Source organism: Undibacterium sp. GW821-FHT11H02, from assembly GCF_058808015.1.
This window is the reverse complement of sequence record NZ_JBXARG010000013.1, coordinates 23,147-37,410: the sequence shown is the minus strand read 5'-3', so window position 1 is coordinate 37,410 and position 14,264 is coordinate 23,147. Positions and strand designations below refer to the sequence as shown.

Sequence of the window (14,264 nt, the reverse complement as noted above, 5' to 3'; positions counted from 1 at the left end):
ATTTTTAAACAAGTTTTTTCGTGCTCTACGAAAAAGTTCATATGCATTATTTACTTCTTAGGTAGCTTCCTAACGAGAGACAAAATTTCGTCTGGCATAGTCCTCTCCTCGAAACCAAGAAGTTCATGCGAGCCGCCGCACATCCCAACGTATTGGGTGTTTTTGTGCAAAAAAATAATATAAGTTTGCCCAATCGTCATTGGAACACCGCAGCCCTCACCTGGTGGTGAAGTCTCGACGACGACATTTTCTGCAGCCTTACCTTTAAGCAATCTGATCACCGCCATATTTGCTTGTACATGAGGAAATGAATTTTCGTTTGTATCAGATTGATATCTTGCAGAAATGACTTTTGCTACGATTATTTTGTCAGCTTCACTTACCTGTGCTTTTAGATTTTTCTCACAACTACAGGCGGCACTTGGGAACGACATTAGTAATATAGACGAAAAAACAGCAAATTTAAACATCGAGCTACTCCATCAAATACGTATTCAATTCTGTAAATTCACGTGAAATTACTTTTTGGGAAGAATTCGATTGTAAGCATAAAAAACCTCATCTCGCACCCAACCCAAGGCTTCGTACAAGGACTGCGCGGGCAAATTAGTCTTTGCCGTCGTCAAATCCATTCTGACTTTCCCATCAGCAGCGGCTCGGGCTTCGGCGGCCAACAATAGCTGACGACCCGCGCCAGATTTGCGCGCCTCGGGTATAACAAAAAGATCGTACAAAGAATAAATAGGCGCAGCTTCGACCGAGCAAAACGTGGGATACAGTTGGCAAAAACCCAGCATACCCACTTCGGTGCTCTCAGCAACTAACACGACCGATTCTCCTTGCGTAAATCGATCGTGAATGAAGTCATAAGCAAGTTGTGGATTGGCTGTTTGCTCGTAGAACTGGCGGTACAAATCAAATAGCTGCGCGACATCGGCTATGTCGCTTGCGGTCATGCTTCTGCTTGTTATATTCATGTGGTGTTTACTAGTTAAGGCGGCAGCTTGATATGGTTAAGGTAGGCACAAAGTGCAATAATTAATTCGCATTTTACCAATCTCTACTTTGCCTTTGAAAACTTTCGAAGTTTTTGCGTTTCGCGATCGCCGATCGCCCCGCCACAAAAATGCAACAATCCATTCTTAACTAAGCTCAACTAAGCTAATTTCCCACAATTTTTCCAGTGTAAACCGACGCAAGGAAGCTGCTTGAGCTATCTTGTAGGGATTGTTTTTATTCAGGAAATGAAATGAGTCTCACCAAAAAATCCTTAGTTCTCATTTTGCTTTGTGCTTTCAGCGCACAAAGCACTGACGCGTTTGCCGGCAATCCTAATCGCCCGCCTCAGACAACAAAAACACCGATAGCCACTGGTACTGGCGGCGCGGTTGCGACAATTAACGAAGAAGCCTCACAAGCCGCCATGAAGATACTCAATCAGGGTGGCAATGCGATTGATGCAGCGGTGGCTGCGGCGGCGACTTTGGGTGTGACAGATCCATTTAGCTGTGGCATAGGCGGTGGTGGTTTTATGATGATTTATCTGGCCAAGGAAAAGCGTTTTATTACACTCGATCATAGAGAGACGGCCCCTGCGTCTGTGACGTCCAATTTGTTTATTGAAGACGGTAAACCCTTGGAGTCGGACGATGCCATCAGTAGTGGCAGAGCGGTCGGTGTGCCAGGTACGGTGCGCGGTTGGGATGAAGCTTTAAAACGTTATGGCACCATGCAGTTTAAGCAGGTGCTGGCACCGGCAATCCGCACTGCAGAACGAGGATTTGCGATCACACCTATCTTTCATCATTTGAATTCAGGTGCTAGTCACAAGTTTGCTTTGTACAGTTCTAGCAATGCTTTGTACATGCAGAACGGTAAAGCCCTGCCAGTGGGATTTCATTTTAAGAATCCCGATTTAGCTAAAACCTATAAGGCGATTGCGCAAGGTGGTGCCAATGTTTTTTATCGCGGCCCTATCGCAGATGCTTTACTCAAGACAGTCAATCAGCCGCCGACTGTGAATGGCGCCCAAGTCCGGCCTGGCCTTATGACCCAAGCAGATTTGCTCAACTATGAAGTGCGCCTGCGTCAACCGATACATAGCACTTATCGTGGCTACGATTTGTATGCTTTAGGTTTGCCGAGCAGTGGCGGTATCACGGTCGCGCTGGCCTTGAATTTATTAGAAAATTTTGACACAAAGAAAATGTCGCGCCAGCAAGTAGAACATTTGTACTTGGAAGCCTCGCGTCTGGCGTTTGCTGATCGCAATGCCTACATCGGTGATCCCGAATATGTGGATGTACCAGTCGATGGCTTACTGAGTAAAGAATACAGCAAACAAAGAGCGCAACAACTGCGCCTCAATCAGGCCGCTAGTCGTAGCAGCGATGCACTGCCTGGTGATCCTTTCCCATTTCAAAATGATCCTAGTTACCCCTTGCGCCCACGCTTATCTGCCAATTCGGCGCATCCCGCAATCAAAGGAAACAAGGAAGAAAGTACCCACACCACCCATTTAACCGTCAGCGACAAGGATGGCAATATCGTCGCCTATACCTATACGATAGAAGACTGGGGTGGGAATGGCATGGTGGTGCCGGGCTATGGTTTTTTGCTGAACAACGAGTTGACGGATTTTGATTTCAGCGCACCGCATCCGAATAGTCCGGAAGCCGGTAAACGCCCGCGCAGCAGCATCGCACCTGTCATCGCGTTGAAGAATGGCAAACCCGCTTTCACCGTTGGCAGCCCAGGTGGTTCAACCATTATTACGACGGTCTTGCAAACCCTGGTCAATCATATTGATCTCGGCATGAATCTGGCCGATGCGCTGGCGGCACCCCGTATGTCGGAACGCAATAGCGCAGTGACACAAGTCGAACCCAATTTCATAGGCGGCGCACAGGCCACAGGTTTGGCGCGCTTTGGTCACGGATGGAGCGTCGATAAAAGTGACGCTGAAATTGGTGCAGCCAATGCGATCCGTTTTAATCCAGATGGCACAGTTACAGCCATCAGTGAACCGGCGCGACATGGCATAGGGAGCGCTTTAGCGCAAAAGAAGGCGCATTAGAATCAGCCCTGAGGAACGAAGGGTGTAGTATCTGCGACAAGCTTGCTACTATAACCGCCTCAGGAAATTCATGAAAAAAATTGTGCGCAAACATCCTCATGCGATAGCGCATCATAAACGAGGGATCGCGGCACGGTTTTCGCAATTTCGCGTCAAAGGCTTGGGTTGGTTAGCCGCATTTATGGCGGTCTTGGGTCCAGGTCTATTAGCTGGCTTATCCGATGATGATCCGGCGGGGATTACCACCTATTCGATACTGGGCACTGACTACGGTTATCGCCTGCTGTGGATCATCCCTTTTTCTACTATCTTGCTAGTGCAGTTTCACATGATGGCGGTGCGCATAGGTGCCGCCACCGGACAGGGTTTTGTCGCAGTGATACGCCAGCATTGGGGGCGCACCTGGGGTTACGCGGCAGTGATAGGTCTGCTGTTCGCCAACTTTGGCACTATCTGTGCAGAATACGCGGGCATTGCAGCGGCGCTGGGTTTAATCGGTGTCCCGTCTTGGATCAGTGCGCCGTTAGCTGGAATACTGATTTGCCTGGTCGTTGTACTGGGTTCATTTCATCGTATAGAAAAAATTCTGTTGTTCATTTCCGCGACACTGGCCTTGTACATCGTTGATGGCATTTTGGCCGCACCCGATTGGGCGGCTGTCGCGCACTATTCTCTGGCCCCACATTTACCGGATGATCAGGCCGGCTGGATCGCGATTGCCGCCACGCTAGGGACTACGCTGGCACCTTGGGGGCTGGCTTTTATCCAATCCTATGCGGTGGACAAAAAAATCTCGATCAGCAATTTGCGCTGGGAGCAAGTCGATGTCGTGATCGGCTCGCTACTCACCGGCATTATCGGCATTGCCATCGCAGTAGCCTGCGCTGCGACCTTAAACAAATCAGGCATACACATCGCCAATGCCAGCGACGCGGCTCTCGCGTTAAAGCCATTAGCAGGCTCGTTTTCCACCATTTTATTTGGCGTGGGACTGCTTGGTGCGTCTTTGCTGGCGGCCGCTATCGTCCCCGTGGCGACTGCATATTCGATTGCTGAGGGCATGGGCGAGCCAGCGTCGCTCGATTTGGATTCTAAACATTTTCAGTTTTTTTATGCTGCGTTCATCTTGCTTACAGTAGCGGCAGTCAGCGTGGTGTCGATACCCGGCTTGCCGCTGATTCCTCTGATTTACTCTAGTCAGGTGGTTAATGCTGTGCTGTTGCCCTTACATGTGATCGCTTTGCTATTGATTGCGCAAAACACGGAGATTATGGGGGCCTCGGTTATCGGTACCAAGTCCAGATTGGCCGCCCTCATTAGCCTGCTACTGATATTGGCTTGTGTGTTTGCTTTGAGTTTTGCGTGAGCTGTTGCATATGCTGAGTTTCACATGGCTTTTTTGATTGCACTATAATCGAGACCGCTGCACAACTAGCACGACGCCCCTCACCGGCTAGCACTTACCTAGTTTCTATCATATAGAGGATAAGGAGACATTCATGTCGCTAAAGAGTTGGCTGGAACAATTGCGTTACCAGCGCTTCATCCGGCAATCACCTTATCGCAAAGTTTTGAGTGAGCTGCCGGCAGGTCTGCTGCCTCATTGGCGGGCGCACGCCAAAGACGAATTTACTGGCATCCCTGACGATGCCATTTTTTATATCCGCGCGGCAGAAGGTCTGATGATGTTTTTTGATTGCGTTAAGCAAACTAGTCAGCGAGGCAAGGCAGTTTGCGCACTCCCTTCGAAAGCCGCAGATTCGGTTTGGCATGCCTGGCTGGATTTGCCTCAGGCTAGCTTTTCGGACGTGGATGTCGATCGCTTTTGCCAAAAACATTTTGGACGCACGATTCCTCATGTGGCGGCAGCACAAATGGAGGGCGAGACGAAAGGCGCGATGGCAGAGGCGCTGGCGACTTCGCTGGTTCAACTACGTCGCATCGAAGGCAAGGATGCCTTGAGTCATACCGCGCCTGCACTGTTTGCTTTGGATAAACGATTGAATATGCCTCGCGGTTATAGCTATGACATGGCCGGTGATAAATTGGGTTTTCAGCACATGAGTTTGCTGGGTCAAGGCACTGGTGCGATGCTATTTCCTGCCGCATTCCTGCCTATGGAATTGCTAGCATTCGGTTTGATCACAGCGCCCATGCTTGAACATTATCAACGCAAGCAAGCAGGACTGATCGCTGCGCAAAACAATGATACTGGCTCGACTGCTGACTTGGGTAGCACGGGTAGTTCATCTTCCAACTATACGGGCTGTAGTAAAGTGGATGCGGGTTCATCGGACAGTTGCTCTGACTCGGGTAGCAGCGCTGATAGCAGCTCCAGTGGAAGCACCTGTGGTAGTAGTTGCGGCAGCAGTTGTAGTAGTTCTTAAGCCTGAATTAGACGGAAGCAATCATGCAAGTCGAATCTTATTACCATCAAATTCAAGCTGCTTTTTTGGCGCAGGCTAATCCAGAAAACGCCAGGGCAATGCGTAGTTATCTACGCGATCAGTTTGATTTTCTAGGAATCAAAACACCCTTACGTCGCACACTGATCATGGAATTGGGTAAAGTCAATTTTGATCTTTCAGATTTAGAGCAATTGGTCCGCGCTTTATGGTTGCTACCTCAGCGAGAATATCAACACGCTGCCATAGATTTGCTGACGACACACAAAAAGAAATTGGGTCTGTCCCAACTTAGCTTGATGCTGAGCTTAGCCCAAGAGAAATCCTGGTGGGATAGCGTCGACGGCCTAGCTTCGGTGACTAGCGATATGTTGTTCGCCAGCCGCGCACAGAAATTTCAAACTCATATGGACAAAGCCGTAAAGCATCCCAATATGTGGGTACGCCGCATCGCCATGATTCATCAACTAGGCTGGCGCTTGGAGACCGATCAAGAGCGACTCTTTGGATATGCGCAAACACTGGCGCATGAAGACGATTTTTTTATACGCAAAGCCATAGGCTGGGCGCTGCGCGATTACGCCAGATGGCAGCCTGACGCAGTAGCCGACTTTGTGGAGACTCATCGCACGCAATTATCGAGTTTAAGCGTGCGGGAAGCCTTGAAGCATTTGTAAAATTCTTAAACTTCCTTTTAGCGCGCTTAGAAAATAATCCTCTAATTCTGATTTCCATCCAAATCAAGCTCCTCAAGCCCCTTCCGACACCGCAGCAGGATTGTCCTCCATGCGCAAATTCGTCACTACCAAGGGCTCTCCACATGCCGTACAAATTTGTCCCGGGCGAGTGATCTGACCACAGCTTAAGTGGCGCAGCAGTAAGGGTGTAGGCAGCGGGCATGGCATCCAGTCTTCACCATAGCGCATCATTTCCAAAGCCAAAGGTAGCAAACCCAGCCCTGCTTCCGTCAAGCGATATTTAAAACGCGGTGGTCGTTCCTGATACGGCAATTTCACTACGATGCCGGCGTCCATCATGCGTTTTAGACGGTTAGTCAGAATGTTGGTGGCGGCTCCCGTGCCTTTTTGCAGTTCGTCAAATTTGTGTGAGCGCTTGAATAGTTCGCGCAAGATCAATAAGACCCATTCATCACCAATCAAACTGGCAGTACGCACTACGGGGCAGGCTCTTTGTGATGATTTTGTCATTTTTATTCACTTTAGGGTAGTTTTAGCCAATTTTAGCGCTAGAAAAAGATACTTCATTTTACACACTTGCATTTTGAAAGTCTATTGAGTATCATGCGATCAGTTACTTTCATTTTGCAAGTAACTGATCGCAGTTTAGCCACCTTACTCCCAAGATCATCGGCTCTAACCATTTACTTGAAAGCTTAATCATGAAAACACTTAGCCTGCTTACACTCATCTTACTCAGCCATTTGACACAAAATGCTGCTGCCCAAACTGTCACGACCAACGACAAAAAGCCCGCTGTAATTGCTGATGCCGAGATCAAACGCGGCCCGCTCGCCGATTTTTATGAACTAGTCGCACAACATCCTGCAAGCGCCGCCTCAGCAACGAATACGGCGAGCAAGATCAAAATCCCGCCGCAGGACACAAAAACTATCTTGGCGCAACAAAGCTCACAAACGACCACGGCAAAGCCTGCGTCAGACTGAGTTAAGCAAGAGAGCAATCAAGCTATCAATGCCCCCACTGCGCCATTACAAAAGGAAACATCATGCAATTACCCGCCACCCAGATCGCGCTCAAGCACAGAGTTCATGCCGAGATCGACCAACACTTCGCCGCACACGACGCGGAAGAAACTTGCTTACTACTCGATAGCACAGGGCCGGGATTGACGCGTCAGTACATCGTTTTAAACGCGATAGGCATAGAACGTCTGCATAATTTTGATGCTATTCATGCGTTCTCAGGATCGGTTTTTGCCTTGTTTGGTTTTATGGCATTTAGCACGGCACAAAACCGTATCAGCATAGACGATTTATGCCATCCAAAAACTGAGCAGATTTTCCGTCGCCAACACCATGCTCATTGGTTTTCGGGCATACAGGCCATCAGTAAATTATTGCTGGGTCGCTCTGCGTTTGCTTCTACTGCACCTTTGATCGCCACCTTAGAAAGCATGTTTGGCGAATTTGTCGATCAGCCGTTTTCCCACTTTGGCAGCAATATTCACATCTATCTGGCGCGACAGAAAGATCAGCCGCTTTTAGTTTTATCGAATAACGGGCAGTGCTCACCTGAGTTAGAAAGCCTGAGAAGCACGCCGATCAAACACATCATTGCGATGGCGGCGAATGTCCCTTTTGTATATGGTGGTGTGCAGGCCGACACAGCTTATTTTGATCCGGTCTACACTAATCATTACCTGACTAGCCTGAAGCAAATAGGTCAGGCTCACGCCAGTACACTCATCTCTACACCATGGCGATCCGGCAAAAAACACAATCGTCACTACGTCAATTGCTACCCGGACGGCAATGCGCGCTGGCATATGTTGAAAGACTTTGCACGGCTAGTCAGCGGACGGCGTAATGTCACCTGGTCGCGTGATATTTACACCGCATTCAGGCTGGGATTATGAGAGTTCGTGAAGGGCGCACCCACTCACCGACCTATTGTGATGCCTTCTCTGCCGTGTACAAGCGACAACCAAAAACCGGCCCCGCGGTACGCCCATTGGCTGGATTAAATCGCACTAAGACTTTTTCTTTATCCTTGGTGAGTGCTTCGGGTACGACATAATCTTGCTCGATAAACTCACCTGCTTTATCGCCGTTCAGAACGACATGAGCAATCTCTACACCGTCGATAGTGATAGTGAAATCGCGATTTTTTTCTTCGCCCGAATAGGTCGCTTGCAAAATCAAAGCACCGGGCTTGACCTTCATATAAAAACTGAAGAAACCACCGGTTCTGGCATCGCGTCCATTCTTGCCACGATAGACGACCGGATAAGAAATATCTGCCTCTAACTGATGATCACGCTCAGCTTGCATTTCCCCTAAATGCATGACATCCACCGCACGCCGGCTTAATTCCAAAAGGCGTGCCTGCTCTTTACGGAAACCGACTTCGGCCGCAGCCCATTCAGCGTCGTTATAGATATTAAAGTAGACCGCAGAACGACGTGTGTACTGTGAATAGAAGGGACGCAAAGGCAGATCAAACGGACGGCCTATGCCCTGCGTTTGATAATGCGCCGCAGTCGCTGAAATCATTGATATAGACGGCAAAATCTGCGCTCCGACTAAGGCAGGTGCCACACCGTCGAACGGTTTTTCGGCGGCGCCCAAATCCGCGGCCATTACCATAGGACCGCGCACTAGAGATGCTACTTGAGGCGCGCCCGGTGCAGCTTCCAAACGCAATGCCAGCGGTAAAGTCAAAGAGATCAAGTCGCCGCTACGCCAAAGCCGATCTACAATAGCATAGCCTTTTTCCGTTGCAGTAGTAATGGCTTTGCCATTCAATAAAATTTGATACTCATGCGCCCAGGCAGGTATGCGCAAAGCCAGACGCAGACGCTTAGGTTTTTTGATCTGTTTGAGACGCAGTTGTATTTCACCTTGATACGGATATTCAGTCCGCATCTCAAATTGTGCTGCCTGCTGTTTCCAATCCAAACGTGATGGGATAAACAAATTCACGAATAAGGTGTCTTCGTTTTGCCAATAAATAGAATCGCCATGCTTAGCGTGACTTTCCATCCCCGATAGGACACAACACCAAAAATCATTCTCTTCGCTGGAATAGTCACGTGCTACGCCGGCCATCAAAGGCGTCATATAAGTGAACATGCCAGTCGCCGGATTTTGATGGGCCAAAATATGATTCAAATGCGCGCGTTCGTAATAATCAAAATACGCCGCATCCGGTGCCCAGCTATACAAATGTCGCGTGAGCTTGAGCATATTGTAGCTACCGCAGGCTTCGCAAGTTTGTTCAGTTAAATGTTTGGCCGTGGTGTCAGGCTCAAAGAAATATTCTCGATCACCGTTACCACCTATCACATAGCTATGATGCTGCGTGACACGCTGCCAAAAATACTGCGCGGCGCTCGCATGTTGCGCTTGCCCATGCACTTCGTAGAGACGCGCCAGACCAATCAACTTGGGAATCTGGGTATTCGCGTGCGTGTTCGCTAACTCATCTTTTTGTTGCGACAAAGGCTGCAAGACTTTATTGTGATACAGGCGCAAAGCGAGTTTTAGCCAACGCTGCTCGCCTGTACGCGCATACAATTCAGCAAAGCTTTCATTAATACCGCCATGCTCGCAATTCAGGATTTTTTGTAAGCCTTCATCGTCGATACCGGCGAAGAAACGTTCTATATAATTTCCCAGTTGCGACGCAACTTGTAATGCACGCGGATTGTGGGCAAGTTGTTGCGCATCGAATAAGCCGGCAAACACTTTGTGCCAGTTATAAAACGGCACCCAACAACCATTCAAATCAAATCCAGCCGAGCGGATATCCCCGGCTAACATTTCTGCAAAAATCTCTTTGCCGTCCACCATCTTGCCATCCGGGCGCTTACGCATGAAACCTGCGATATAGCCATCCCCATGCGCAGCCTGCACATGCAGTAGTTCATCAATGATGTAATCGATTCTTAGTTTGAATTCCTGCTCACCGGTTTGTGCAAACATCAATGCCAATGCCGACAAATAATGCCCCAAACCCTCACCAGCGATCGTGTCCGACTCCCAACCGCCATAAATCGCGCCCTTCACTGGCAAACCCGCGAACTTATGATAATTATGTAAAAAGCGATCCGCACTCAGACGCAGCAAATAAGCTTGATTCGCTTTCAAGGCATTCTGGTAGGGAGATGGTAGTAAGCGCACCTGATCCAGCGGCACTGCTTTAGCGCTGGTGGGCAAACTAGACTTAGTTGTTGAGGTAGCGTTAACAGAAGTGCTCAAAGGTAAGAAACTCAAAGACGCAGCAACGCGCCAATAAGTTTGCAAATGGCGTCGCCGCTGCTCTGACAAAATATTCTTGCTCATCGATTTCTCCGTCCATCATGTCTATCAGATCGAATATAAAGTAGTGGCTAAGCACCCGTCTTGACTAGCCGGGCTAGACAGTATGACGAAAATGGCATAGCTATTTTTATCGCTACTCATTCTCACAAGGAAATGCTGATCGAAAACACTATCTTTTCAACGCCAGTCTCAATATGATTAAGCATTGTCAATTGTTTACCTTGAACTGAAAAAGCCCACCATGCCCAACGATTCCTTATTTCCCGTATCCGACGATCCGCAATATGCGCTACAACTGACAGGACTAAGCAAAAGTTTTGGTCGCCCCGCCGTCGATCAAATCGATCTTAAGGTTAGACGTGGCGAGTTCTACGCACTATTAGGTCCCAATGGCGCAGGTAAATCCACCACCCTAAAAATGGTCGCAGGTTTGCTGTTGCCCGATGCTGGCAGCATAAAAATCTTAGGCATAGATTTACAAGAAAATCCGGCCGCCGCCAAGCAAAAGCTGGCCTACCTGCCGGACGATCCTATGTTGTATAACAAATTAAAACCGCTGGAGTATTTAGAATTTGTCGCTGGTTTATGGGGCATGCCTGCGGCGCAGGCGCAAGACCAAGCCGGTGAGCTTTTGGATTGGCTGGACTTGAGCAAACATCGTGAAGAACTTATCGAAGGTTTTTCCCGTGGTATGAAGCAAAAACTAGCCTTGGCAGGTGCCTTAATTCACGAACCAGAATTGATTATTCTAGACGAGCCATTGACTGGCCTCGATGTGGCTGCAGCGCGTCAGGTTAAAGACCTGTTACTACAACATGTCGCACGCGGCGGCACCGTGATTTTGACGACCCATATTCTGGAAGTCGCCGAACGCCTGGCCGAACGCATAGGCATTATTCAACATGGCAAATTGATCGTTGAAGGCACTTTGGAACAGTTGCGTGAACAAAGTCTGCAAGGTGCGAAGAGTTTGGAGGATCTGTTCTTAGAATTAACCGAGGTCGCACCATGAACCACGCCAAGCTGAGTTCAGAACTACCGCTACCACAGGCAAAGAAATCAAACAGCTGGCTGACACGGGCATTGAGACTGCAGCCAGCTAGTCTGAGTTGGTTGCTGTGGCATGAAATCCGTCTGTTCTTTTACGACATGAGCGGACAAAAACCGAATGCTAAACATGAGCGCGGCATGCCTATGAGTATGAAATTCATTATGGGATTCGTCCTATTTTTCATGCACTTCCTGGCCTGGGTCATGCTGAGCAAATTGCCTACTCTATCCGATCAACCTGCACCTGCCATCTTGATAGTGACAGGTTTAGCGATGTTTGCCGTATTTAGTTTGATGCTATCGCTGGCACTCAACCGCAGCGTGAATGCCTTGTTTCAGCGTGGTGATCTGGATTTACTGCTGTCCTCACCGATCTCATCTAAAGTCATCTTTAGAGTGAAATTAGCAGCTGTGGTTTTTGGTGTCAGCGCCACGGCTCTATTCTTCTTAGCGCCATTTGCCCATGTTGGGCTGGTACTAGGACAGGCGCGTTGGCTGGGCATTTATCCCACTATCTTGAGCATGGCAGTAATTGCTGCTTCTTTTGCCATGTTGCTCACTCTAGGTTTGGTCAAAATTTTAGGTATCCGACGCACCTTGGTCGTGGCGCAAATATTGGGCGCACTGACTGGTGCAATGATGTTTTTGATATCGCAATTATTCGGTAATAGCGGGAAGAGTTTTCAACAAAAAATCCTCACCAACGTCCGTCCATTATTTGAGGATGGTGCAGCCTTAGGTGGGGATAGTGTCTTGTGGCTCCCCGCCAAAGCCTTATTTGGGGCGCCGATCGAACTGGCGCTATTTACCGCGCTGGCATTCGCAGCTTTTTATGCAACCAGCAAATTCACCCATCAATTTTTTGTGCGGGGCGTACAGCAGAGCGCTGGTATGGCTAAGTCACAAGCTTTGGCGAGTAGCAAGATCGCAAATACAAGCATGCCAAACCAGGTGGCTAGTGCAAAAAAACACACCTTTGCACAAGGCTTAAGCCGCACTATTCTGTTAAAGGAATGGCGTTTAATCCGCAGAGATCCGCAACTGATCTCACATGTTTTACTACAGTTACTCTACCTATGCCCTGCTATATTTCTAATTTTTAATGGCAAAGCCATGTTACCTGGTATGGCAGCGGGCATGATCATCTTAAGTTCATCCTTGGCAGGCTCACTGATCTGGATCATGGTCATGGCGGAAGACGCCGCAGATCTTCTCCATAGTGCACCGGTCAATCAAAAACATGTCCAAGCTATCAAATTGATCGCCGCTATCTCACCTGTCTTGCTGTTGATTTTACCGGTATTGCTATGGGTGATGCTCAGTGCACCAGGTTTAGCATTGCTGACCTTATTTAGCGCCATCGCATCAATGTTGTGCGTCAGCCTGATTAATCTGTGGCTCAACAAACCTCAGCCGCGTGCGCAATTCAATCGACGTGCTAACGGCAACATTGCGGCAGGTTTATTGGAACAAGCTAATCATTTTTCCTGGGCTGCCTTTGTCTATGTCACAGCCGTCTTCGGCTGGTGGGGCGCGATTCCATTCACGATAGCGATCACTAGCTTGTTACTGGCTTGGTGTTTCCGGGATCACAGTAAGTATTAAATTGATTGGTTATGTGTTTCTATGAGCCTATCAGACTTCCAAAATACTGTATTTGCACTTGCCTCTGAGGCCCATATACAGGACGCGCTTTTCCCTGATTTTGCTGCGAAAGGAGACGAGCTTGTTCTTGAATTCGAAGAGTGGCGCAACAAAGTGAATATGGCGAGCTTTACACAAAGTCAGTTAGCTGCCATTAAACAACTCGACGAGTATATTTTGTCGCACTCTGGTGAGGCTTTTGCTGAACTCTATCTTGACACTCAGCAGCTGTACTCAAATGAGTACTGGGCAAAAGTCAGACAGCTTGCACAACAAGTGATTGAGGCATTTGAATGGGCTTATCAAATGCCAACTCCACCAAATGCAATTTACATAGGCAAAAACACATAACATGGCGTTCGAAATCGTTCCGGCCTTTGGCCTCCACTGGACGTTTTGCAGCGTTGCTGCAAAACGCCTTTCAACTCTGCGATGAAATAGGGTGCACACAGCGCAAAACAAAGTTATTTGCCGCTGAGGCACAGAGAAAGCTGAGAAAGGCAAAAAACCACATTTTTCTCTGCGCTCTCTGCGCCTCTGCGGCGAGGTTTTATTCGGGTTCCCACATTCATTCAAGGATTGCATTTGTGATGTACATCTCTATTATTGACTGCACTCCAGCACAAAACCTTCATCCAACCAACCCGTAATACCCCCTATCATGATTTTCACCGGGCGGCCCATTTCAGCCAGCACTATCGCTGCCTTGGTCGCACCATTGCAATGCGGGCCAGCGCAATAAGTCACGAACAAGGTATCTGCCGGATATGCCGCCAATTTAGAAGCGATGATTTTTCCCCGCAATAAATTGATCGCACCCGGGACATGTCCCTGTGCATACTGGCCAGGCGAACGTACATCCAGCAATACAAAACCCGGGTCGCCGGTCTCGAAAGCATTATGCACATCCCAGCAATCGGTTTCAAATCGCAAACTTGCTGCGAAATGTTCAAGCGCGCTTGCACTATCTGCTGCGGCTACTTGGAGTACAGAATTGCGATTCATAAATTTCCTTGTTCGTCAAAGTGAGTAAGAGAGTTGCTTCCAAAAACAAGCTCATTGTGCG

14 protein-coding genes are annotated in these 14,264 nt (G+C 48.5%); 9 read left to right on the top strand and 5 right to left on the bottom strand.

Going from position 1 to position 14,264, the window contains the following annotated elements:
* Nucleotides 1-50 precede the first annotated feature (50 nt).
* Together AC1RR2_RS13835 and AC1RR2_RS13830 are read right to left on the bottom strand one after the other, a co-directional pair.
* Nucleotides 51-470 carry a hypothetical protein gene (locus tag AC1RR2_RS13835; RefSeq protein ID WP_493222848.1) on the bottom strand — a complete coding sequence of 140 codons (420 nt, stop codon included), beginning with the start codon at nt 468-470 and terminating at the stop codon, nt 51-53.
* Between the two features lie 48 nt (nt 471-518).
* Nucleotides 519-977, bottom strand: coding sequence for a GNAT family N-acetyltransferase (locus AC1RR2_RS13830; protein ID WP_493222847.1), 459 nt, complete (start codon nt 975-977; stop codon nt 519-521).
* 272 nt (nt 978-1,249) lie between these two features.
* On the opposite strand from AC1RR2_RS13830, the gene ggt reads away from it, so the two are divergent.
* The 4 genes from ggt to AC1RR2_RS13810 all read left to right on the top strand — a co-directional run bounded on the left by ggt (nt 1,250) and on the right by AC1RR2_RS13810 (nt 6,158).
* Nucleotides 1,250-3,076: a gamma-glutamyltransferase gene (gene ggt, locus AC1RR2_RS13825; RefSeq protein WP_493222846.1), complete on the top strand. Its 1,827-nt coding sequence runs from the start codon at nt 1,250-1,252 to the stop codon at nt 3,074-3,076.
* Between the two features lie 70 nt (nt 3,077-3,146).
* A complete protein-coding gene (locus AC1RR2_RS13820) occupies nt 3,147-4,442 on the top strand; it encodes an NRAMP family divalent metal transporter (RefSeq protein ID WP_493222845.1) in 1,296 nt (431 codons plus the stop codon).
* Nucleotides 4,443-4,575: 133 nt separating this feature from the next.
* The gene (locus AC1RR2_RS13815) at nt 4,576-5,463 is read left to right on the top strand and encodes a UCP032817 domain-containing protein (RefSeq protein ID WP_493222844.1); all 888 of its coding nucleotides are present in this window, start codon (nt 4,576-4,578) and stop codon (nt 5,461-5,463) included.
* A 23-nt stretch (nt 5,464-5,486) separates the two neighbouring features.
* On the top strand, nt 5,487-6,158 hold the full coding sequence (locus AC1RR2_RS13810; RefSeq protein WP_493222843.1) for a DNA alkylation repair protein: 672 nt from the start codon (nt 5,487-5,489) through the stop codon (nt 6,156-6,158).
* Nucleotides 6,159-6,230: 72 nt separating this feature from the next.
* On the opposite strand, the gene AC1RR2_RS13805 is transcribed toward AC1RR2_RS13810, so the two are convergent.
* Nucleotides 6,231-6,689, bottom strand: coding sequence for a winged helix-turn-helix transcriptional regulator (locus AC1RR2_RS13805; RefSeq protein WP_493222842.1), 459 nt, complete (start codon nt 6,687-6,689; stop codon nt 6,231-6,233).
* A 191-nt stretch (nt 6,690-6,880) separates the two neighbouring features.
* Between AC1RR2_RS13805 and AC1RR2_RS13800 the strand changes: the two genes are divergently transcribed.
* Nucleotides 6,881-7,165 carry a hypothetical protein gene (locus tag AC1RR2_RS13800; protein ID WP_493222841.1) on the top strand — a complete coding sequence of 95 codons (285 nt, stop codon included), beginning with the start codon at nt 6,881-6,883 and terminating at the stop codon, nt 7,163-7,165.
* Between the two features lie 62 nt (nt 7,166-7,227).
* A complete protein-coding gene (locus tag AC1RR2_RS13795; protein WP_493222840.1) occupies nt 7,228-8,097 on the top strand; it encodes a hypothetical protein in 870 nt (289 codons plus the stop codon).
* A 31-nt stretch (nt 8,098-8,128) separates the two neighbouring features.
* On the opposite strand, the gene AC1RR2_RS13790 is transcribed toward AC1RR2_RS13795, so the two are convergent.
* Nucleotides 8,129-10,525, bottom strand: coding sequence for a beta-L-arabinofuranosidase domain-containing protein (locus AC1RR2_RS13790; protein ID WP_493222839.1), 2,397 nt, complete (start codon nt 10,523-10,525; stop codon nt 8,129-8,131).
* A 220-nt stretch (nt 10,526-10,745) separates the two neighbouring features.
* Between AC1RR2_RS13790 and AC1RR2_RS13785 the strand changes: the two genes are divergently transcribed.
* From AC1RR2_RS13785 to AC1RR2_RS13775, 3 genes are read left to right on the top strand one after another with little or no spacing between them, the layout of a single operon-like run.
* Nucleotides 10,746-11,516: an ABC transporter ATP-binding protein gene (locus AC1RR2_RS13785; RefSeq protein WP_493222838.1), complete on the top strand. Its 771-nt coding sequence runs from the start codon at nt 10,746-10,748 to the stop codon at nt 11,514-11,516.
* Nucleotides 11,513-13,159: a putative ABC transporter permease subunit gene (locus AC1RR2_RS13780; protein ID WP_493222837.1), complete on the top strand. Its 1,647-nt coding sequence runs from the start codon at nt 11,513-11,515 to the stop codon at nt 13,157-13,159. Before AC1RR2_RS13785 ends, AC1RR2_RS13780 begins: the two co-directional genes overlap by 4 nt.
* Before the next feature lie 21 nt (nt 13,160-13,180).
* Complete coding sequence (locus AC1RR2_RS13775) at nt 13,181-13,549, top strand: hypothetical protein (protein WP_493222836.1); 369 nt, start codon at nt 13,181-13,183, stop codon at nt 13,547-13,549.
* A 252-nt stretch (nt 13,550-13,801) separates the two neighbouring features.
* Here AC1RR2_RS13775 and AC1RR2_RS13770 read toward each other — a convergent pair whose 3' ends face one another.
* The gene (locus AC1RR2_RS13770) at nt 13,802-14,203 is read right to left on the bottom strand and encodes a rhodanese-like domain-containing protein (RefSeq protein WP_493222835.1); all 402 of its coding nucleotides are present in this window, start codon (nt 14,201-14,203) and stop codon (nt 13,802-13,804) included.
* Between the last annotated feature and the right edge of the window lie 61 nt (nt 14,204-14,264).

Bases quoted from the DNA above. Each gene is read 5' to 3' on its own strand.
- AC1RR2_RS13780 (WP_493222837.1), top strand. From the start codon at position 11,513: ATGAACCACGCCAAGCTGAGTTCAGAACTACCGCTACCACAGGCAAAG.
- AC1RR2_RS13835 (WP_493222848.1), bottom strand. From the start codon at position 470: ATGTTTAAATTTGCTGTTTTTTCGTCTATATTACTAATGTCGTTCCCA.
- AC1RR2_RS13815 (WP_493222844.1), top strand. From the start codon at position 4,576: ATGTCGCTAAAGAGTTGGCTGGAACAATTGCGTTACCAGCGCTTCATC.
- AC1RR2_RS13805 (WP_493222842.1), bottom strand. From the start codon at position 6,689: ATGACAAAATCATCACAAAGAGCCTGCCCCGTAGTGCGTACTGCCAGT.
- AC1RR2_RS13775 (WP_493222836.1), top strand. From the start codon at position 13,181: ATGAGCCTATCAGACTTCCAAAATACTGTATTTGCACTTGCCTCTGAG.
- AC1RR2_RS13820 (WP_493222845.1), top strand. From the start codon at position 3,147: ATGAAAAAAATTGTGCGCAAACATCCTCATGCGATAGCGCATCATAAA.
- AC1RR2_RS13770 (WP_493222835.1), bottom strand. From the start codon at position 14,203: ATGAATCGCAATTCTGTACTCCAAGTAGCCGCAGCAGATAGTGCAAGC.
- AC1RR2_RS13785 (WP_493222838.1), top strand. From the start codon at position 10,746: ATGCCCAACGATTCCTTATTTCCCGTATCCGACGATCCGCAATATGCG.
- AC1RR2_RS13795 (WP_493222840.1), top strand. From the start codon at position 7,228: ATGCAATTACCCGCCACCCAGATCGCGCTCAAGCACAGAGTTCATGCC.
- AC1RR2_RS13790 (WP_493222839.1), bottom strand. From the start codon at position 10,525: ATGAGCAAGAATATTTTGTCAGAGCAGCGGCGACGCCATTTGCAAACT.
- AC1RR2_RS13810 (WP_493222843.1), top strand. From the start codon at position 5,487: ATGCAAGTCGAATCTTATTACCATCAAATTCAAGCTGCTTTTTTGGCG.
- AC1RR2_RS13830 (WP_493222847.1), bottom strand. From the start codon at position 977: ATGAATATAACAAGCAGAAGCATGACCGCAAGCGACATAGCCGATGTC.
- ggt (WP_493222846.1), top strand. From the start codon at position 1,250: ATGAGTCTCACCAAAAAATCCTTAGTTCTCATTTTGCTTTGTGCTTTC.
- AC1RR2_RS13800 (WP_493222841.1), top strand. From the start codon at position 6,881: ATGAAAACACTTAGCCTGCTTACACTCATCTTACTCAGCCATTTGACA.